The sequence below is a fragment of the Paraburkholderia sp. RAU2J genome (assembly GCF_003634845.1).
Classification (GTDB): domain Bacteria; phylum Pseudomonadota; class Gammaproteobacteria; order Burkholderiales; family Burkholderiaceae; genus Paraburkholderia; species Paraburkholderia fynbosensis.
Genome location: NZ_RBXG01000003.1, coordinates 728,200 through 748,679 on the forward strand (window position 1 = coordinate 728,200; position 20,480 = coordinate 748,679).

At 62.6% G+C, this 20,480-nt stretch carries 16 protein-coding genes and 2 pseudogenes; 10 read left to right on the plus strand and 8 right to left on the minus strand.

Annotated elements, in window-relative coordinates; all coding sequences use genetic code 11:
- Window positions 1–158: 158 nt before the first annotated feature.
- The 3 genes from B0G69_RS34760 to B0G69_RS34770 all read right to left on the minus strand — a co-directional run bounded on the left by B0G69_RS34760 (window position 159) and on the right by B0G69_RS34770 (window position 2,709).
- Window positions 159–1,091, minus strand: coding sequence for a 3-keto-5-aminohexanoate cleavage protein (locus B0G69_RS34760; protein WP_121324629.1), 933 nt, complete (start codon window positions 1,089–1,091; stop codon window positions 159–161).
- Window positions 1,092–1,131: 40 nt separating this feature from the next.
- Complete coding sequence (locus B0G69_RS34765) at window positions 1,132–1,929, minus strand: SDR family oxidoreductase (protein ID WP_121324630.1); 798 nt, start codon at window positions 1,927–1,929, stop codon at window positions 1,132–1,134.
- Window positions 1,930–2,049: 120 nt separating this feature from the next.
- Entirely contained in the window at window positions 2,050–2,709 is a 660-nt protein-coding gene (locus B0G69_RS34770) for a GntR family transcriptional regulator (RefSeq protein ID WP_121325098.1), read from the minus strand.
- A 336-nt stretch (window positions 2,710–3,045) separates the two neighbouring features.
- On the opposite strand from B0G69_RS34770, the gene B0G69_RS34775 reads away from it, so the two are divergent.
- From B0G69_RS34775 to cqsA, 3 genes and pseudogenes are all read left to right on the plus strand, one after another.
- On the plus strand, window positions 3,046–3,309 hold the full coding sequence (locus B0G69_RS34775) for a hypothetical protein (RefSeq protein WP_121324631.1): 264 nt from the start codon (window positions 3,046–3,048) through the stop codon (window positions 3,307–3,309).
- A 106-nt stretch (window positions 3,310–3,415) separates the two neighbouring features.
- Window positions 3,416–3,596: pseudogene (locus B0G69_RS34780) on the plus strand (2Fe-2S iron-sulfur cluster-binding protein); the annotation flags it as partial.
- A gap of 88 nt (window positions 3,597–3,684) precedes the next feature.
- Window positions 3,685–4,974 carry an alpha-hydroxyketone-type quorum-sensing autoinducer synthase gene (gene cqsA / locus B0G69_RS34785; RefSeq protein ID WP_121324633.1) on the plus strand — a complete coding sequence of 430 codons (1,290 nt, stop codon included), beginning with the start codon at window positions 3,685–3,687 and terminating at the stop codon, window positions 4,972–4,974.
- Between the two features lie 43 nt (window positions 4,975–5,017).
- Here cqsA and B0G69_RS34790 read toward each other — a convergent pair whose 3' ends face one another.
- Both B0G69_RS34790 and B0G69_RS34795 read right to left on the minus strand, forming a co-directional pair.
- On the minus strand, window positions 5,018–6,019 hold the full coding sequence (locus B0G69_RS34790) for a response regulator (RefSeq protein WP_121324634.1): 1,002 nt from the start codon (window positions 6,017–6,019) through the stop codon (window positions 5,018–5,020).
- 2 nt (window positions 6,020–6,021) lie between these two features.
- Window positions 6,022–7,365, minus strand: a complete 1,344-nt coding sequence (locus tag B0G69_RS34795; protein ID WP_241991626.1) for a HAMP domain-containing sensor histidine kinase — start codon at window positions 7,363–7,365, stop codon at window positions 6,022–6,024.
- Window positions 7,366–7,984: 619 nt separating this feature from the next.
- On the opposite strand from B0G69_RS34795, the pseudogene B0G69_RS34800 reads away from it, so the two are divergent.
- The 3 genes and pseudogenes from B0G69_RS34800 (at window position 7,985) to B0G69_RS34815 (ending at window position 12,868) form a co-directional block, all read left to right on the plus strand.
- Window positions 7,985–8,964 (plus strand): annotated as a pseudogene (locus B0G69_RS34800) (hypothetical protein).
- A gap of 508 nt (window positions 8,965–9,472) precedes the next feature.
- Window positions 9,473–11,686 carry a glycoside hydrolase family 3 C-terminal domain-containing protein gene (locus tag B0G69_RS34805; RefSeq protein ID WP_121324635.1) on the plus strand — a complete coding sequence of 738 codons (2,214 nt, stop codon included), beginning with the start codon at window positions 9,473–9,475 and terminating at the stop codon, window positions 11,684–11,686.
- A 306-nt stretch (window positions 11,687–11,992) separates the two neighbouring features.
- On the plus strand, window positions 11,993–12,868 hold the full coding sequence (locus B0G69_RS34815) for a class I SAM-dependent methyltransferase (protein ID WP_121324637.1): 876 nt from the start codon (window positions 11,993–11,995) through the stop codon (window positions 12,866–12,868).
- A gap of 46 nt (window positions 12,869–12,914) precedes the next feature.
- Here B0G69_RS34815 and B0G69_RS34820 read toward each other — a convergent pair whose 3' ends face one another.
- The gene (locus B0G69_RS34820; RefSeq protein ID WP_121324638.1) at window positions 12,915–13,391 is read right to left on the minus strand and encodes a YqhA family protein; all 477 of its coding nucleotides are present in this window, start codon (window positions 13,389–13,391) and stop codon (window positions 12,915–12,917) included.
- A 37-nt stretch (window positions 13,392–13,428) separates the two neighbouring features.
- On the opposite strand from B0G69_RS34820, the gene B0G69_RS34825 reads away from it, so the two are divergent.
- A complete protein-coding gene (locus B0G69_RS34825) occupies window positions 13,429–14,598 on the plus strand; it encodes a glycosyltransferase family A protein (protein ID WP_147440816.1) in 1,170 nt (389 codons plus the stop codon).
- A 45-nt stretch (window positions 14,599–14,643) separates the two neighbouring features.
- Here the strand turns inward: B0G69_RS34825 and B0G69_RS34830 are convergent, their stop codons facing one another.
- A complete protein-coding gene (locus tag B0G69_RS34830; RefSeq protein ID WP_121324640.1) occupies window positions 14,644–15,480 on the minus strand; it encodes a DUF2182 domain-containing protein in 837 nt (278 codons plus the stop codon).
- Complete coding sequence (locus B0G69_RS34835; RefSeq protein ID WP_121324641.1) at window positions 15,477–16,247, minus strand: DUF899 domain-containing protein; 771 nt, start codon at window positions 16,245–16,247, stop codon at window positions 15,477–15,479. Before B0G69_RS34835 ends, B0G69_RS34830 begins: the two co-directional genes overlap by 4 nt.
- 137 nt (window positions 16,248–16,384) lie before the next feature.
- Here B0G69_RS34835 and B0G69_RS34840 point away from each other — a divergent pair, with 137 nt between their 5' ends.
- The 3 genes from B0G69_RS34840 (at window position 16,385) to B0G69_RS34855 (ending at window position 20,344) form a co-directional block, all read left to right on the plus strand.
- A complete protein-coding gene (locus tag B0G69_RS34840) occupies window positions 16,385–17,605 on the plus strand; it encodes a helix-turn-helix domain-containing protein (protein WP_121324642.1) in 1,221 nt (406 codons plus the stop codon).
- 9 nt (window positions 17,606–17,614) lie between these two features.
- Entirely contained in the window at window positions 17,615–18,301 is a 687-nt protein-coding gene (locus B0G69_RS34845) for a PQQ-binding-like beta-propeller repeat protein (protein ID WP_121324643.1), read from the plus strand.
- A gap of 744 nt (window positions 18,302–19,045) precedes the next feature.
- Entirely contained in the window at window positions 19,046–20,344 is a 1,299-nt protein-coding gene (locus tag B0G69_RS34855) for a TAXI family TRAP transporter solute-binding subunit (RefSeq protein WP_121324645.1), read from the plus strand.
- Window positions 20,345–20,480 lie beyond the last annotated feature (136 nt).

Sequence of the window (20,480 nt, forward strand, 5' to 3'; positions counted from 1 at the left end):
CCGGTTCGGCGCAGCAACTGCGCCCCGGCAACGGGCAACGACCCGCTTTGCGCGTGTATGCGTGGAGGCGAAGGGCGAGGCACGCGCGGCCAGATGCCCTTCGACTGCCCCTGCCGTCTCCTTCCGTTTCCGTGCCGGAAGGCTCGCGTGGGCGGCGATTAGAAACGCACGTTGTCCTTGCCCTTGAGACCGAGCATCGCGCGCGCTTCGGCCGGCGTGGCGATGTCGAGAGACAGTCCTTCGATCACATTCCGGATCTGCCGAACCTGTGCGGCGCTCGATTCGGCGAGTTTGCCTGGTCCGATCCAGAGCGAATCCTCGAGTCCGACACGGACGTTCGAACCCTGCGTCAGACCCATGGTCGCGAGCGGGATCTGGTTGCGGCCGGCGCCGAGGATCGACCAGACATAGTCGTTGCCGAACAGACGGTCGGCGGTGCGCCGCATGTGCATCAGGTCTTCCGGATGAGCGCCAATGCCGCCGAGCAAACCGAAAACGCTTTGAATGAAGAACGGCGGCTTGGCCAGATTGCGCTCGACGAAGTGGGCGAGGTTGTACAGATGCGAGATGTCGTAGCACTCGAACTCGAAGCGTGTTCCATTGGCGCCGCATGACGTCAGGATGTACTCGATGTCCGCAAACGTATTCTTGAAGACGAGATCGCGGCTCGCTTCGAGATGCTGCCGCTCCCAGTCGTGCTTCAGCTCCTTGAAGCGTTCGAGCATCGGATACAGGCCGAAATTCATCGAGCCCATGTTGAGCGAGGCGATCTCCGGCTGGAAGTGATGCGCGGGGCGCAGCCGCTCCGCCACGGTCATATGCGGGCTGCCGCCGCTGGTGAGGTTGATGACGGCGTCGGTTTGCGCCTTGATCTGCGGCAGGAATTCTGAAAACACGGCCGGGTCCTGCGTGGGCCGTCCATCGCCGGGATCGCGGGCATGCAGATGCAGGATCGCGGCGCCTTCGGTTGCTGCCGCCAGTGCGGCCTCGGCTATCTGCTGCGGGGTGACCGGCAGGTAGGGCGACATCGACGGTGTATGGATCGCGCCCGTCGGCGCGCAGGTAATGATGACTTTACGGGTTGAGGCCATGAGAATCGGAGTCCACGCTGAGGAAGGAAAGAGTGAAGCGTCAGAGCACTTCGACGTTGCCGCACACGGAGATCGCCTGGCCGGAAATGCCACTGCCGCCCGGCGCGCACAGGAATAGCGCGGTCGCCGCGATTTCCTCCTGAGTGGTCATGCGGCGCAGCGAGATCTTTTCGAGGTACTTCGCTTCCATCTCCGCGTAGCTCAGACCGAGCTGCTGGGCTCGCGCCCCGATCACCCCTTCCATGCGGGGGCCGCGCACAATGCCCGGCTGAATGGCGTTCACGCGAATGCCGGCGGGTCCGAGTTCGATCGCGAGGCTTTTGGTCATGCCGATTACAGCCCACTTCGTCGCGGAATAGGGCGCGCGATACGCATAGCCCAACCGCCCGGCCACCGACGACATGGCGATGATCGAGCCACCGTGAGGCGATTCGCGCAGCAGCGGCACCGCCCGTCGCGCGAAATAGAACTGCGCGTTCAGGTTGATCGCGACCGTCTGTTCCCATTGCGCGGCGTCGATTTCATCGATGCCGCCGGTCGGTCCGGCGATGCCCGCATTGTTGATCAGCACGTCGAGACCGCCGAGCCGGGATTGGACGTCCTCGAAGACACGGGCAACCGCGCTTTCATCGGCGACGTCGGCGAGCGTGGCCGAGATGCTTTCGTTGTTCCTGTCGGCGCGCATCGCTTCGAGCACGCGTTCGCTCGCGTCGCAGACGTGCACTTTTGCGTCCACCTCGGTGAAGGCCCGCGCGATCGTGAGGCCGATCCCACCGCCGCCGCCTGTAACCAGTACACGCAAACCCGGCGGTGGTTGCAGCATTGTCACAATACTCATGTCTTCTCGCTCCGTTGACAGACTGATGTGCTGACGCGTGTTGGCAGTCAGGAATGGATAGAAATAGTTGTACTAATCGAATCAATTGCGTATGAATCCGTCCGGATTCATGTGTGTTTGTTAGCGGTTTGCCTGCTTCCCGCCGACGTCTTCGCGCATCTGCAGGCGGTCGATCAGACTCTGCGCTGCGTCGCCGATATCGCGCGCAATGCCCGCCCGCGCGGCTTCGCCGTCCCGCCGGCAAAGCGCGTCGACGATCTGCCGATGCGCTTCCATCGAGCGCCGCATGTGCGGGATGTCCGGCGCGACGACGTTGAGGAACGGCCCGATGCGAATCCACAAACTCTGGATGGTGGCGAGCGTGATTTCGCTCGCGCCATGCCGGTAAATTCCGCTGTGGAACGCAAAGTTGCTGCGCAGATAGTCCGTGACTTCGCCGGCTTCCGCGTGCCCGTTCATGACCTCGTAAATATCCTGAACGGCCCTGAGATGAGCGTCGGACATGCGGGTGGCGGCGCGCTGTGCCACGCAGCCCTCCAGCGCGATGCGCACGTCGCGCAGTTCCTCGACGAGTTCCAGTGTGATCGGCGGAACCATCAGCGCCCGGCCCGGCCCGTCGACGAGCGCGCCTTCTGTCTGGAGCCGGGTGAGCGCGGCGCGCACCGGCATCGTGGAGGACCCGACGGCTTCGGCGACGGAACGCAGACTCAACGGCAGACCCGGCTCGAACCGGCCGCTCATGATCGCCTCGCGCAGTTGCTGATAGACCTTGCCGGCCATCGTTTCGTGCGCGACCACTTCGAGCGGGAGCACGGATGGGGATGTGGGACGGGTTGCCAAGCTCGACTCCGTTGATTTGCATTGCTGTGATGTGTGATCACAGTGAGGCAAATTCTATCCGCTGGTCGTGGGGAAGGGGCCTGGGGGAAACGTTAAGTGCGTGAGTTTCTGGTTTCGGGTTTCGGCGCCGCCGGGCACCTTCATTGTCGGCTCAGATTCTGAACCGGCGCGGTATCCCACGATTCGTCTGCTTTTTATCGGCCTTCATTTTCCTTGCGGCACGCAAGATGCTCATTCCCAGAACAACGGCATGCGCCGTGAAACCAGGAGACAGTCATGGATACCTTGAAAGTTGCTTGCGCCGCGCTCGTGCTTTGCATGAGCAGCGCAGCCTACGCGCAACAGGCCGGCAAAGCACCGGCAAACAGCGGCGCGCAAACGAAGGAAACTCAGCCTGGACAGGCGGGACAAGCCATCGATGCCCCGGCCGCGCAAGGCACCCCCAACAACTCGCCCGGAACGCTGATGGATAAGCGTGCGAATGCGCTGTCGCCAAATGGTGCGTCATCATCGGCGCGAACGGGGACGGTGAAGCAATAGCAACAGACGGGCGGCCCTTGCACTTCGCGACGCATCGTGGCGCAAAGGCCCGCATCGGCATGCGTATCGCCAGCAGCGGCGCGACGATCGGAGCACCGCCGATCGCACCGTCGTTCAGGCATTGGCCGCGAATCGAATCCAGGTCCCCACGTCTTGTGAGCAGGGCGTCTGCGGCACCTGTCTGACGAGGGTCTTTCCGGTCAACCCGCCCTCTGGATTCCTGCCTTACCGCCAAGGAGAAGCAAGCGAACGATCAATCTTTGCCACGCTCAACCCATCACGCATAACTTGCCTGACTTTCCGTACAAGTCATAAATGACGGGCTCACTATGGACCCGCTGTCCGCTACGACAGCTAATCCTATGGAGCCACAAAATGAAAAGCGTTCTTGATCGCACGACACAGCGGCATAACCGACCGGTGTTGCCGGCCTTCGTCACCTCGCGCGTCGAGCGGTATTACCGTGAGCGGGTGCAGGAAACCTGGGGCGGCGGACATATCATGCGCGGCCGTATCGCTGGGCCCGACGCGTTGCATCTGTCGAGCAACGACTATCTCGCGATTGCGCGGCATCCGGACATTATCGACAGCATGGCCGGCACGCTGCGTGAGAACGGCAACGGCCTGCTGATGTCAGGCATCTTCCTGCACGGCGATTGCCCGCAGCTTCGATTCGAAAGCCGGCTCGCAACCTTCATGCGTGCGGAGGCGGGCGTGCTGTGTCAATCGGGCTATGCAGCCAATACCGGGCTGCTTCAGTCGATCGCGTCGGCGCAAACGCCGGTCTACGTCGACATGATGGCGCACATGTCGTTGTGGGAAGGCATTCGCAGCGCGGGTGCGGTGCCGGTCGCCTTTCGGCATAACGACGTTGCGCATCTGGAGCAGCAGATCGGGCGTTATGGACAGGGGGTGGTACTGGTCGACTCGGTGTACAGCACGACCGGCGGCGTCTGCCGGCTCGTTGAGATCGCGGACGTCTGCGAGCGGCACGCCTGCGTGTTCGTCGTCGACGAATCGCATTCGCTCGGCACGCACGGCCCGCGCGGCGCGGGACTCGTTGCCGAACTCGGGCTGGAGTCCCGGGTGGCGTTTCGCACCGCGAGTCTGGCGAAGGCGTTCGCGGGCAGAGCTGGCTTCATCACCTGTCCGGTCGATTTCCAGGAGTACTTCAAATTCGAATCGAATCCCGCCATCTTCAGCTCCACGCTGTTGCCGCATGAAATCAGCGGGCTCGACGCAACGTTGTCGGTGATCGAAGCCGCGGACGGGCGGCGCGCGCGACTCACTGCGAGCGCCGCATGGCTGAGGCAGCGTTTGACCGAACTCGGCTACAACCTGAACGGCAGCCAAAGTCAGATCATCGCCCTCGAAGCTGGCACGGAACAGCGCACGATCGTATTGCGCGACGCGTTGGAGTCGCGTGGCATTTTCGGCTCGGTGTTCTGTGCGCCTGCGACGGCGCGCAACCGTGCGCTGATGCGCCTGTCGGTCCACGCGGGGCTGAGCGATATGCAGGTCGAAAAGATCGCGAGCGTGTGCCGCGACATCCGCAGCGAGGTCGAACTCGACAAGTGGGCGTCCACGCGGCGTCTCGGGGATGAGCTGTCGTCCCGCCGGCGCAAGCGCGAGACCATGGACGAAAACACCGCTGTGACAGCCTGATAGGCGCGTGACATGGAGCCCGGTTTGCCGGGCTCCATGTCGCTTACATTTCGCGGTCGAGCCGTTCGAGGTAATGGTCATAGCTGAGCACCTGGCTCAGGTCCAGCCCCGGCGGGTTGGATATGACCGAGTACACGTAATTCTGCCGGCCGCCAAGTTGCGTCGCCGGGTGCATATAGGGTTCCCACGCCGTGCAATCCGTGGGGTAATGTCCCTCGGTTTGCCAGAAGTAAGGCAGGCTGCGCCGACTGTCGAGTTCCTTCAGAAACTCCGCAGGCGCGTCCTGTTCGATGGCTATTTCCCGCAAACCCCGCAGTGTCTCGTCCGTATGGACGATCAGCAGATACGACTTGCCCCCGCTGTCGAGCATCAGCAGCCCGCCGGGGCAGTACGACAGATAGTGTTCGACGATGCCGAGCGAGTCGGAGATCTCGGCCACTCGCGCGGCCAGCGCTTCGTCGCGCAGGAACGCGTATTCCGACACGGCCAACGTATCGAGGATCGACTGGCACACGTCGTCGAAATAGGCGTTCTGCAGATCGCGCACCGCGCGATTGAGCGCCGGCACCGCCGCCGCATCCTGCTTGCTGATGAAGCGGTGAATGATGCCTTCGTTGAAGCTCTGCACTGCGATGTGTTCGTCCGCTTTGCCGGTCAGCATGATCTTGCGCACGGTGGGGTCGGTCATGCGGCGGCAAAACTCCAGACCGTTCATGCCGGGCATGTCGTAATCGACCACCACGACCGACGTCGCCAGAAATCGCTGCGCGTTGTGCACCTGCTTACGGACCGTATTGACGCTCAGCGCGATCACCTGGTGAGCGACGTCCTCGTCGGTGCGGTCACGAAACGGCGCGAAAATCGGTTCGTCCAATGGTCCTGGGCGCGGGCGGCTGTTCACGAAGTCGAGCGCTTCCCCGGGCGAACTGAAGAGGCGGAAAGCCAGTTGCGGGTCGAGCTGAAGGCACAGATTCGACAGGAAGGTCGGACTGTCGTCGACGAACGTGACGGTCGTCGGGAAATAGAATGGTTTGATCGTGTGCATCGTTATGGCCGGGGAAAGGTCAAAGCGAATTCGGTAAACATCCCTTCGACAGACTTGCAGTCAATGGCGCCGCCTATTCCGCGCATCACATCGCGGCAGAAAGCGAGACCGATGCCGGTACCGATCGAGGCGTCGTCGATCCCTGCCGACGACGTATAGAAGCGGGTAAAGATGTGCGGCAGCACATCGGGTGCGATGCCGGCGCCGGTGTCACGGAACAGCAACTGGTTGTTCCGCGGCCCCGGCACGAGCCGGATCGAGATCAGTGCGCTGTCCACACTGGCCATGCCGCGCAACGCGTTTTTCAGCAGATTGAACAGCACGTGGACCATCAGCATGTCCGAGCCGTGGAACGTGAAGTCCGTGGCAAGGTCGGTCAGCACCCGGTCGCGTTCGCCTTCGCGAAACGGATAGCGCTCCAGCGCGCTTCTGACCGACTGCGCGATGGAGCACCCGGTCGCGCCATGCGCGTAGCCGCCCGTGAAGCGCGCGTTCGCGAGCAGCATGTCGATGATCGCATTCGAATGGATGGCCTCCTGTTCGATGCGCGAGAGCACGCCGTCCATCGACCGAAGATGCACGAGACGGATTTTCGGCACCGGCAGTTCGCTCTGTTGCGCGATCGAATAGGTTTCGAGCAGCGACGGAAGATAACAGCCAAGCCCCGAAGCGCCCGCGCGAATCGCGAGGAGCGGCGTGCGCAGCTCGTGGGCAATGCTGCTTGCGGTGGCGAGCATCGCGCGCTCCTGTTCGATCCTGATCCGGTCCATGTCGTAGTTCGCCACTACGCCGATCGCGACCGCGAACGAGAAAATCGCCAGATGCGCGGGGTAGGTCGTATGAAGGACGACGGGGTCCGTCGTCAGCCAATAGGCGAGATACGCGACCCCGATGCCGATCACGAAATTGAGCAGCAGCATCAACCAGTCCAGCAGCAGCACCATGACAAACGCGGCAATCAACGCGCTTTCTATCCATACATTGGAGCCGTTGTTTTTCAACAGCATGAACGTAAAGAAGAAGGGCAGCGAATAGAAGATCGTTACGTACCAGTAGTACGGTAAGAATTTCTTGACCGGCGCCGGCCAGCGATCCGAAAACAGAATGGGGACAAACAGCGCGGAACCCACGAGCCGCAGCGCCAGGTTTTCGTACGGCTGCGGAAAGAGCGTGTGCCAGACGTAGAAATAGAGCGGGAAGCCGATGATCGCAATCAGCGCAAAGGGACGCATCCTGCGGCGCATGTATTGCAGATTGCGCGCGGCAGGGATGAATGCCTGAGTTAGAAACGGGCGCACTGCCGCCAGTTTGCGCATGCCCCAAGGCGATATTCCGGTAGTACTCATCTGTGTGGAGCCAGGAATCTATCAGCAATTTCCAGAGCGGCTCTTCTCCTAACGATCGCTCCCCCGTTCACATGCGCCGGCTGAAACAACCGGACATGTATTTGTACTGCGCAAATCAGGCATTACGCCACGGCTATGACTGCCGTGTGAATGCGAATTCTGACCGACCACGCCGCGAATGTCACGGCAAATGAGTGAATTCCGAATTTGACGACGATAAGTCATGCATGCCGGAGCGCTGTAAAGGGCGGTAAAAAAGTCCGCCGATTATGCAAATTGGATTAAATGGCGTATCTCATCGCGTCGCACGCTCCGCGTAACCAGGTATTGCCGGCCAATCAATAGCTTGCAATCACGCGATTCTAAATGAGCGATTCACCATCGACATATTGGAATAGATTCAGCTATGCCAGGCGCTGGTGACGGGTCATGAGGATGTCAGCTTCGCATTGGGCGAAGGCCAAGCCCATGAGTCGCTTCGCAGACCGCGCCAAGGTCAACGCGCGTGGTTTTCTGCCGTGGTTTTGCACAAGGCCATGCCACAATGCCCAACAGATGCGACCAGAATCGCCGGTCGTCACGCAGTGCGTTTCCGATACCACTGGACAGCAAGGCGAGGATGAAGACTACCGGTACTCTTCTGATTGCGGCTGTGGCGTTTTGCGTGGGCTCCAGCCGGGCAGTGGCCCAGGAGTTTGCGCTGTACGCCGGACCGTTAACCGGCGAGCACGAACACACTTATGCGTGGGCGAGGACTACAAGGAGGGCTTCGGCCGTTACTTCGCCGGCAGCATCACCTGGCTCAACGAAGGGCACATTCCCGGTCATCACCGCGACGGCCCCACCGCCCAGGTATGGGGCAAGCTTCCACTGATGGATCGGCGCGTCGTCCTGGCGCTGGGCGTCGGCCCGTACCGTTACTTCGATACCGAGGCCGCCGATCAAGGCGCGGGCTATTCGAATACGCACGGCTGGGGCGTCGTGTACAGCGCCCGCGCGACCTGGTATTCGTCGCACCGCTGGACCGCTAATCTGCAACTCAATCACGTGCAGGTGACCAACGGCTCGTCAACCACCGCAGTCATGCTCGGCGTCGGTTATCCACTGGACGCACCCGAGACGCCAGGCCCGCGCGACTTCGCACTGCCGCGCTCGCAGAAAGTCACGAACAACGAAATCACGCTGATGGCTGGCGCGACGATCCTGAACAGCCTCGATTCGCAGACCGCTGCGGCGCAGGCGATCGAATACCGGCGCGGCCTGACGAACTACCTCGACGCGACGCTCGGTTATCTGCACGAAGGCAGCGGGATGTCCGCGCGACGCGATGGCGCGACGGCCCAACTCTGGCTCACACGTGCGTTCTTCAATGACCATCTGTCGCTCGGCATCGGCGTGGGTGCTTACGCAGCAATCCACCACGGCAATTCTGACGACGACAACGACACGGGCGATGGGATTCTGGCGGGTCTCATGTCGATGTCCGCTTCGTATCGCATGACGCCGCACTGGTCGGCACGCGTGAGCTGGAATCGCGTGATGACGCGCTACAGCCGCGATACAGACGTGATTCTGGCCGGTGTCGGCTACCGGTTCTAGCGGTGAAGCGGCGGGCCATGACGATGACGAAAATCTCCGCTTCAATTTGCCAATGGCATACCGCCATATATTACAAATAGCTTATTAAAGCGCATATTGCATCTGCACAAATTCAATAAAAAATGGTGCAGAAATTCGCGGGAAAGATATGGTGATCCGCATTCGATCGTTGAACGCGCAATGGATGTTTCAGTAGGCCATGTACTGAATGCAAGCCGATTCATACATTAAACAAACCGAATGGCCTATAGCTCTTAATTAGCATAGGCTATTTAGCATAAAAGCATATTCTATTGGTATAAATACCGATGCTGTAGTCAGACTACATTCTTACATTACCTCACACGGAGCATCGCTAACAGCCAATCCGGCTGGCCCGATTCTTCTGCCGGCAGGTACACGTCCTCGCAGTCACCCTGCGTTGCCGGCGCTCGCGTCCGCATTGAACCCATTCGACGCGCTCCACTTTCGCATCGCCCCATCCAAGCTGGATCTCGGAGAGACAGACATGCAAAAAAGACTATTACCGGTCGTCGCGTTAGTGGCGACCGTGTGCGTCGCTGCGCGCGCCGGTGTGCCCGATTTTCCACTCGATTTCCGCCCCACCTCGGCGGTCCTGAACGCGTTCGAATCGGCGGTGGCGCATCGGCGCGCCGATTCCCTCGTCGGCAAAATGACGCTCGACGAAAAGCTGCAGCTCATCCATTCGCAGTACGTCATGTCCGCGGTGCCGGGCGGCGGCGCCGGCTACATTCAGGGCGTGCCGCGCCTCGGCATTCCTGACCTGAACATGGTCGATTCGTCGACGGGTTCGGGCAGCACATCGCAGCCGAGCACCACCTTCCCCGCGACGATCGCGCTCGCGGCAAGCTGGGATCGCGGCCTCTCGTCCGACTTCGGCAAGCAGGTCGCCATCGAACTGCGTGCGCAGGGCTTCGGCATGGGACTCGGCGGCGGCACCAACCTCGCGCGCGAACCGCGCGGCGGCCGGCTCTTCGAGTATCTCGGCGAAGATCCGGTGCTCGCTGGCGAAATGCTCGCCGAGCGCACCGACGGCACGCAGAGCCAGAAGGTCATCGCGACGATCAAGCACTACGCGGGCAACGAGCAGGAGCACGGCCGCAGCGGCGGCAACAGTCAGATCGACGAGCGCACGCTGCGCGAGCTCTATCTGCTGCCGTTCGAAATCGCCGCGCGACGCGCGCAGCCGGGCAGCGTGATGTGCAGCTACAACCGGCTCAATGGCGACTATGCGTGCGAGAACTCGCATCTGCTCAACGATGTGCTGAAGAACGACTGGCGCTTCGAAGGTCAGGTGCAGTCCGACTGGGGCGCGGCGCATAGCACGGCGAAAGCGATCAATGCCGGTCTCGACGAAGAAGAGGACGTGGGCGCGACCGTCTATCTGACGCCGGCTGCGGTGAAGCAGGCGATCGCGAACGGCTCGGTGTCGACCGCGCGTCTCGACGACATGGTCAAGCGCAAGCTGTACGTGATGATTCGAACCGGTGTGATGGACCATCCGGCAAAGGCCGGCGGAACTATCGACTTCGCTCGCGCAAACGTTTTCGCGCAGTCGGCCGCCGAACAATCGATGGTGCTGCTGAAGAACGACAACAACCAGTTGCCGCTGTCGGCAGGCTCGCTCAGCCGGATCGCGGTGATCGGCGGACATGCCGACGCGGCGGTGCTGACAGGCGGCGGCTCGGGCAACACGCGCGATCCGGTCACCGGCTCGTTCGCCGGTTGCGGCGGCTTGACGTTCGGCACGACGAGCGGCTGCAGCTGGTGGAGCAATCCGTGGCTCAAGCTCGATACGCCGATCGTCGCGGCGGTTCGCGCACTCGCGCCGTCGGCGCAGGTGAGCTTCGCCGGCAACAGCGATCAGCAGTCGCCGTTCCGTGCCTACACGCAACAGGAGATCGACCAGGCGGCGGCGCTGGCGAGCCGTTCTGATGTGGCGATCGTCGTCGTCGCGCAGCCGGCCGGCGAGGACATGGGCGACCTGCAAAGTCTGAGCCTCGCGAATCCGTCGAACCAGGACGCGCTCGTCGATGCGGTCGCGCGGGCCAATCCGCGCACGATCGTCGTGCTGGAGAGCGGCAACCCGGTGCTGATGCCGTGGAAGGACCGCGTGTCCGCGATCGTCGAAGCATGGTATCCGGGCGAAGGCGGTGGCAAGGCGATCGCGAACGTGCTGTTCGGCAAGGTCAATCCGTCGGGCAAGCTGCCGGTCACGTTCCCGCTGCACGATCAGGACACGCCGACCTGGGGGCAAAACGGCGCGTTCGAGACGGATCCGGTCTACTCGGAACAGCTGAACATGGGCTACCGCTGGTATGACGCGAAGAACATCGCGCCGATGTTCGAGTTCGGCTACGGGCTGTCGTACACGCACTTCTCGTACTCGGGGCTGTCGGTGGCGCATCGGCCGGACGGCGCGCTCGACGTGTCGTTCACCGTGCGCAACGATGGCCGCAGAGCGGGCGCCGAAGTGCCGCAGGTGTATCTCGGCGTGCCGTATAACGGCGAACCGCCGCGGCGTCTGGTCGGCTGGGAGAAGATCGGCATGAACCCGGGCGAAACGCGCCGTGTGCGCATCACGGTCACGCCGCGCATGCAGAGCGTGTGGGACACCTCGCGCAACGGCTGGCGGTATGTGCCGGGCGGCACGGTGTACGTGGGCGCTTCGTCGCGTGATATCCGTTTGCAAGGTAGCTAGGCGGTGTAGGGCTGTCGCGTGCCCGGGGGTGGAATGGTTCGCACCCGGGTGCGTGACTGCTGGATGTCTATGTATCGGCTTCAGCGTTTGACGTCAGTTGCGCGCGAGCCTTCGCTTCGCGCTTTTCCTTCTGTTCATGACGCCGACGGCGATGCTGACGCGCTTCGGACGATGACCTCTTTCCGAAGCGCACGAGTTTCTGGCCTCGTCCATCGCCGTTCGCGCCGGTGATATTCTTGCTGCTCACTGCTTTGCCCCATGCGGGCATAGTGCAACGATCAGGACGCGGAACCAGGATTGAATGTCATGAACGACAAGCAAGACATCGCACCAGACAGCACGGCGGCGCGGGTCGCTTTGTGGCGTGCGCTGCACGTCGAGGCCGATGCGCCGCCGCACGTGCTCGAAGACAGAATCGGCCTCCAATTGCTGGCCCCGGACGAGGAATGGCGCACGCGCGGTGACATGGACCCGCAGTTCACGCGCGCCTTCCGCGCGTCGATCGTGGCGCGTGCGCGCTTTATCGAGGACCTCGTCGTGGAGCAGGCCAAGCTCGGTCTCACTCAGTATGTGATTCTCGGCGCCGGCCTCGACAGCTTCGCGCAACGCAGGCCGGAGATCGCTTCTGGCCTTCGGGTGTTCGAGATCGACCGGCCCGGTCCGCAGGCGTGGAAGCGTCAGCGTTTGATCGAACTGGGTTTCGGCGTGCCGGACTGGCTGCGCTTCGTGCCGGTCGATTTCGAAGCGGGCGAGGCCTGGCGCGAGCGGCTCGTGACGGCCGGCTTCGATGACAGCAAACCGGCCATCGTGGTCTCCACGGGCGTCAGCATGTATCTCAGCAAAGAGGCGAACGCGGCCGCGCTGCGCGAGGTCGCGGGCCTCGCACCGGGATCGACGTTGGCGATGACGTTCCTGCTGCCGTTGGAGATGGCGGACCCCGAGGTACGTCCCGGGCTCGAGATGGCGGAGAAGGGCGCGCGAGCAAGCGGCACACCGTTCGTGAGCTTCTTCACGCCGGCGCAGATGTTGACGCTGGCCCGCGAAACAGGCTTTGGAGAAGCGCAGCACGTGTCGGCCGCCGATCTCACCCGGCGCTACTTCGCGCATAGAACAGACGGTCTACGCCCGCCGAACAACGCGGAGGAACTGCTGGTGGCGAAAACCCTGCCGCCCGTCCGCTGAAGCAGGGACGAATTGCCGGCGCCGCGTCGCCGGCAATGAAGCAGGCTCATTTCCGCCGGACGTTGTTCTTCATCAGAAAGAAGGTGAGCGCGGCAACCACCAGCGCCAGCGCAACACCGAAAGCGGCGATGTCGTGTGTACCGTCCCAGGCGACGGCCTCGCGCAGAAACAGCACGGCAAGCACCGCGATCACGACGCTGACCAGATTCCCTTTCAGGTCTTCGAGATTGCTGACTTCGAGCCACTTCGGCAACGGCAGCTTGTCGTCGATGAACAGCGAGTAGAGTCCGATGCTGATGATGTAGACCGCGATCGCGATCAGAAACACATCGACTGCCTCGACTATCCCCACCGCGAATATCTTGACCGACTTGGCCGTCAGGGAGCCGACTCGCAGCGCGGTGACGCCGCCCCAGAACAGGACGATCGTCTCATACAGCAGCAACGCCACGGAACCCAGAAACGTCCCGATGACGGGAACGATCATGATGTAGCGGCTCGAAGCCAGGACACGTCGCAGCATCGAAGGAACCTCTCTTGGATAAGCGTGATGGAACGGGTTGAGGGCAGGTCATTCTGCTTGCGGCGCGGTCGGTTCGGCTTCCAGCTCCGAACTTATAAGGGAAGCGGCTGCGAATCAAGCCGATGACCCGATCGCCGGCGTCCTCGCGAAGTATAGAACCCGTGAATGGGTGACGCGCGAACCGGGCGCCGAGCAGGCCCGGGACCACGCAGATCGATCATGGAGACATGCCGGTTTCGATCCTGGCGTGCTGGCAAATGCGGCACAACCGGTGCGGGCCATGCCGGATACGTTAAAATTCCCAGGTTTGGAATGCCGGGCGAAAGCGATGGCAATTGAAAGTTACGAATCGGCCATGACAAAAATATCCATCGTTGTTCCGTGTTTCAACCAGGAAGAGTTCATCGGCGAGACCTTGGAGTCGGTGTTGCGCCAGTCGTACAGCGATTGGGAATGCATCGTCGTGAATGACGGATCCACCGACGGGTCCGAAGGCATCATTCAGCAGTACGCAAATAGGGACAGTCGATTCCTGCCGTTTACCAGAGCTAACGCCGGGGTCGCCGCCGCGCGCAACTTCGGCTTCTCGCAGGCAACGGGAGCGCTCTTCGTGCCGCTCGATGGCGACGACAAGATACACCCCGATTTCCTGAAGCTGTGCGCCGAATGCTTTGCCGAGCATCCTGATACCGAGCTTGTCCACTGCAAGACGAAGCGCATCGGGGTGTCGAAAAAAATCTGGCGCTTGCCCGAGTACAGCTATGAGAAGCTGCTTTGGCAGAACATGATCGTCAACACGACCATGTACCGGCGTGAAGGCTTTTTCCGTATCGGCGGGTACTCGTCGGAAATGATCCACGGCTTCGAGGACTGGGAATTTTACGTGCGGCTTCTGAGCCCAGAATCGAAGGTGCGATTCGTCGATGCGCCGCTCCACCTGTATCGCGTGAAGAAAAGTTCGCGCTCAACCGAGCTGGTGATGTTGGGCAAGGTCGAGGAATCGCAACGCCTCATATTCACGCGCAATCGCGCGAAGTACGAGCAGTTCCTGAACAACCCGATCAGTGTCTTCGGCCAACGCATGAAGGAGTTCGCGCCGTTCTATTCGTCGCGCTACAGGCGGCAGGTGCGCTACATGCATATGGCCTATGCGGACGTGATCGTCGTGCTGCTGGCGGTAGGCGCATTTCTGCTGGGGCATCACTGACGCGCGGTTCCACGCCCGCCGAATCCGGCCACTCTGACTCGGGCGTCACCCACGTCCGGCAGCCTGCACGATCAGCACCATCCCGGCGCCGACAACGACCGTGCCGATAACTTGCGCGACGCGTTTCCCACCCGGCAGCAGACGTTCGCTGGTAATCGCGGTTGTCACGACCGCCATCGCGCGCAGATCCATCACGCCGACGACGAGCAGGATCGCGGTCAAGCCGGCGCAACAGCAACCGCAGTGAAGGCCGAGGCGCAGCCCGTGCCGCCAGGCAGTGCAGGCATCGGCAGGCAGCTTGCGGCAACGCCCCGGCGCGTTGCGGCAGCATTCGAGCTGACGCGCCTTCCACCCGGTGAACTGCAGTGCGCCCGCGATCAGCACCACCACGCCGATCGCGCCCGGAACGGCACGCGCCAGCGCCGGCACCCGCGTTACGAGCGCCGCGAACACGGCGCCGAGCCCAAAGACGACGACGCCGAGCGCCGTCCACACGACGAAGTACCCGACGGCGACCAGCACGGTCAGCCATCCGGCGCGCGCTTGCGTTGCCCTGCCGACCGCCTCGCGATAACGCCACAACATGGGCACGAGAGACGGCAGCATCATCGCCACCATCATCACGATCCACATGCCGATGAACGATGCCGCGACTTCGGCCCATGTCTGTCCGCACATTCGCGTCCAGAGCGTCGACATCGTCCAGCCGCCGGGCATCGGCGTGTCGCCCATCGCCGCCATCGACGCGCTACCGATGATCGTCGCCGCCGCGCTCGCCGCCAAGCACAGCATGCAGACGCCGACGAACATCGCGCGGCAGATGCCGCGCCGCGCGAACGCCGCTTGCGGCGCTGCGCGAGCGGCACTCACGAGTTTGCTCATCGCCTGTTGTACTCGTCGTGGCGGCGCCACCAGATGCCTGACTCGTTGCGTCCTTTGGGCGCACGGTCCAGCCACTGATACATGCCCCACAGCCCGTCCACGCCGCGCGCATAGGTGGAGTAGGTGTGATAGACCACGCCGTCCTCGATCACGAACGCGCTCATGCCTGGGCGGTCGCGCGAGTAGGTGGCCGGATCGGTGCCGGACATCGCCGCGAATTCGACGACGGGCTGCGGCGCCGGTGTCGCGTCCATGGCGTGGCCGCCGCGCTCGAAGTTGTAGTCGATGTCGCCCGAGCGCTGCTGCTCTTCCGTGAAGGACACGTTGAAGTCGAAATTGAAGTCGCCACCCGCCGAGGACGCCCACGGGAACGTCCACCCCATCCGGTGCTTGTACGCCTGCAGTTTCGCGAGCGGCGCGCGCGATACCGCCATCAGCATCACATCGTGATTCGCCAGATGGACCGCGAAGCCGTCGAAGCCATCCGCGATCGCCGAGCACGACGGGCATCCCGCCGCATAGTCAGGCCCGAACATGAAGTGATAGACGAGCAGTTGCGAGCGTCCTCTGAAAAGCTCGGCGAGCGACGCGCTGCCTTCATCGGTTTCGAACCGGTAGGTTTTGTCGATGCGGACCCACGGCAACGCCTGACGTTGCCGCGCCAGCTCGTCGCTGCGCCGGGTGAATTCCTTTTCCGCCGCGAGCAGCTCGCGCCGCGCGGCCAGCCATTGCTCGCGTGTTCCTGTCAGATGTTGTGTCGTCGTCATGTGTGCCTCCGAGGGTCGTCCCGCGCCGCCCAGCCGGTTGCCGATACGGCGTCGTGTACGGGTTGTTGGTCGTGCTAGATTAGTACCGGGCCTCGACCAGGTGGGAGTGACAAGTGTGGCGGGATTTGGGTGACCCGATGGACTCGCCGATCACGGCGGCGGCGCGTGCGCTCGCAGCGGGTGATCCGCTTGGCGCGCTCGACCGCGTCGCGTTGCGCGACGACGCGCCCGCGCTCGCGCTTCGCGGCATCGCCATGGCACAGCTTGGCGATTTCGTTCGAGCGAGGGCGCTCGTGCGAAGCGCGGCGCGCGCCTTCGGTCCTGACGACGCGGTGGCCCGCGCGAGATGTGTCGTCGCCGAGGCCGAGATTGCGCTCGCCTCTCGCGATCTGGCTTGGCCCACGAAGACACTCGACGCCGCGAGAGCGACGCTCGACGCTCACGGCGACCGCGTGAACGCCGCGCATGCGCGCTATCTCGAAGTCCGGCGCCTGCTTTTGTTCGGACGCCTCGAAGCGGCCGAACAGGCGCTCGACGGATTCACCCCCACGCTGTTGCCGCCCGCCTTGAAGGCCGCCCACGAGCTGGTCGTCGCGGGTGTCGCGCTGCGCCGCCTGCGCACCAGGACCGCACGCAGCGCGCTCGCGAGAGCCGAACGCGCCGCGCGCGATGCGGGCATCCCGGCGCTGATGGCGGAAGTCGAAAGCGCGTCGCTCGTGCTGAGCACGCCGGCTGCGCGTCTGCTCGCGCGTGGCGGCGAGCGCCTCCTGCTGCTTGACGAAGTCGAGGCGTTGCTGGCGTCGAAGGCGCTCGTCGTGGATGCGTGCCGTCATGTCGTGCGCGACGCGGGCACGGTGGTTTCGCTCGCGAGCCGTCCGGTGTTGTTCGCGCTTGCTCGCACGCTGGCAGAAGCGTGGCCCGACGACGTGCCGAGGGGCGTGCTCGTCGCGCGTGCGTTCCGGGCAAAGCGCGCCGACGAGTCGCATCGCGCGCGGCTGCGAGTCGAGATCGGCCGGCTTCGCGCGGCGCTCGGCACGCTGGCCGGCGTGAGCGCGACGAAGCGCGGCTTCGCACTGACGCCGCGCCGCGCCGGCGAGGTCGTCGTGCTGGCGCGGCCCGTCGAAGGCGAGCATGCCCAGGTGCTCGCATTTCTCGCCGACGGCGAGTCGTGGTCGAGCTCGGCGCTTGCGCTGGTGCTCGGTGCGAGCCAGCGCACCGTGCAACGGGCACTCGATTCGCTGGCGGCCGCGGGCAAGGTGCAATCGTTCGGGCGCGGCCGGGCGCGTCGCTGGATAACCCCGCCCATGCCGGGATTCGCGACGGCTTTGTTACTCCTCCCTCCACTACCCAATGATTAGGATGGCGACATGAATCGATCAGCGGCCAGAATCATTCGTGAATATGGACCCTTTCCGGGCGTCGATAAAGTACATGGGGTGACGTATGACGGCCGGCAGGTGTGGATTGCCGTCGGCGACAGTCTGAACGCGTTCGATCCGGCCAGTGGCAAACCGCTGCGCTCGATCGACGTCGCCGCCGATGCGGGCACGGCCTTCGACGGCACGCACCTGTTTCAGATCGCCGGCGGCCGCATCCGCAAGATCGATCCGCAGAGCGGTCAAGTGCTCGCGACGATCCCGGCGCCGGGCGGCGGTGGCGACTCGGGGCTCACCTGGGCGGAGGGAACGCTGTGGGTGGGGCAATATCCGGAGCGGAAGATTTATCAGGTCGATCCCGAAACCGGTGCGGTGCTGCGCGCGATCGAATCCAATCGCTTCGTCACCGGCGTCACGTGGGTCGACGCAGAGCTGTGGCATGGCACTTGGGAAGACGACGCCAGCGAGTTGAGGCGCATCGATCCTCGCACGGGACAGGTGCTGGAAAGCGTCGAGATGCCGGCCGGCATGAGCGTGTCGGGACTCGAGTCCGATGGCGCGGATCGCTTCTTCTGCGGAGGCGGCGGCAGCGGAAAGGTGAGAGCCGTCCGGCGGCCAGGACGAGATGACGAAGACGGCAGCGGGACCGAGGTGCCGGCCGATTCGACGAGCGAATGACGTGAAAACAAAGTACGGCAGAAATCGGACAATGGTGGATTGAGTTGGTTTCCCGTATTCTGCTGAAAGCGTCACTAGTTATGGGATGACGTATGAGATCTTTGGATATTTGAAATAACCATGAGAGATCCTTGATTCAAGGTCATGGGCCGGAAGCGAAGCAGTACGAGTCGCTCGACAACACAGTTGTGCCCCGCTGTCGCATCCGCTAATGCACGCTGCGGGCATCAAATCGGCACTCAACCAACATCCTTCGGGTGGCTCGCTTCGCGAGCAAATGCGAACGGCCATCATCGGCCTCGGCAATGCGTTGCCGTCGTGGCGGCGTGCATCACATTCGGAGTACGTCTCCATTGATACGTTGCTCACGCGTGCGATCTGCACGGCTATGCGAACCGGCTTTGCACTCCAATCTTCATTCGCTGGCGAGATGTTGCAATGAAACAATCTGGTATCGTGAGGCCGGAGAAGCATAAGCGTTGAGCGACGGCAACGAACTCGCATGCGGGCGTGGACAAGGGGGTCGAGCGGCGCGTGATTCGGCTTGCTTTCAGCGCTGTTGGCAAGGCAAAGAGCCCGCGCACCAGATGACAAATATCGCTCGCTGCACGAGGATTGTCCGCTGGCCGGGGCGCTGCTACGCTAACGCACGCGAGGACCGCACTCCGCCCGAGCAAGGTTGATGAGAGAAGGCTAACGATGCCCAAACACGACCCAGCGCTTCATCGTATTCAGAGAACCCCGATGACGCGGGCTCGCCGGCGGTTTCTCATCATCTGGGCGATCGTGCTGGTGACCGTGCTTGGCTGGGCGCTGGTGACGGCGCTCAGGCCGGTGCTTCAGCGCACGATCGTCATCACGACCGGCGCCGACGGCGGTATCTATCGAGGCTTTGCGGAACGCTACGCACCGATTCTGAAGCGCGCAGGTATCAAGCTCGATATCCGCAGTTCTTCCGGCTCGGTCCAAAATTATCAGCGGCTGACGAATCCGGACAGCGAATACGAAGTGGGCTTCATCCAGTCGGGCACGATCAGCCCCAAGGAAACCGATAACCTTCAGACTATCGCCGCCGTCTCATACGAACCGATCTGGGTGTTCTATCGTGGCGACGCCGTCATCAATCGGCTGGCCCAATTGCGCGGCAAGAAAGTCGGCATAGGCGTTCCCGGTAGCGGCTTGCTCAACGTCTCGCTCGTCTTACTCGGCTATAGCGCTGTCACCCGCGACAACAGCACGCTGCTGGAGCTCGACGCGCTCAACGCCTATCAACGCCTCGAAAGTGGCGAGCTGGACGCCGCGTTCTTTATCGGCCGCCCCGACGCCGCGATACAAACGAAGCTATTGAACAGCGATCTGAAGCTGATGAGTTTCGCCCAGGCCGAGGCCTTGGTGCAGAAATTCCCGTCGCTCTCGAAGATCATTTATCCGCGCGCCTCGACGAGTATCGTCAACGATCTGCCGCGGACCGATGTCACTATGCTGGCTGCCACGGCGCTGCTCGTCTCCAGGGACACCTTGCACCCGGCGCTCGTTTATCTGCTGCTGGACGCGGCCAAAACGGTCCACGGCGGCGAAGATTACTTCACGCCGCTCGGCACGTTCCCCAATCTGCGTACCGAGGAATTTCCCGTTTCGGACGAAAGCACGCGCTACTTCAAATCCGGCCGGCCATTTCTGCAGCGCTACCTTCCGTTCTGGCTGGCGAGTCTCATCGAACGACGCTTCCTGATTCTGCTGCCCTTCATGGCGCTGTTGATCGGCTTGCTGCAGGCATTGCCGCGCATGGTGGAGGCGCGGATAAAAAAGCGGCTGGTGGTCTGGTATCGGGAAATCAAATCGCTGGAAGACGAAACCTGGAAAAACACGCAGCCGACTCGCGCCCAGATCGCGAAATGGCGCGAGGAGATTGAGAACATTGATGCGCATGCGAGCCAGATACGGATTCCGCATCGTTATTTCCAGGACGTTTATGCGCTGAAGCAGGCGATCGGAGTCGTGCGGGACCGGATTGCTCAAGTGGCGACGAAGGTGAAGGAGTAGCGGAGCCGTTGAAAGAGCGTGATTGGGAAGCTGCATGGCGTTGCCCGGGGGGCAGGGTGGTTGCCCGCCAATCGACATATCCATGCGCTATGGTGCGCGTATCGTGCGGCGAGTTTGGACACACGCGATTTCTTGC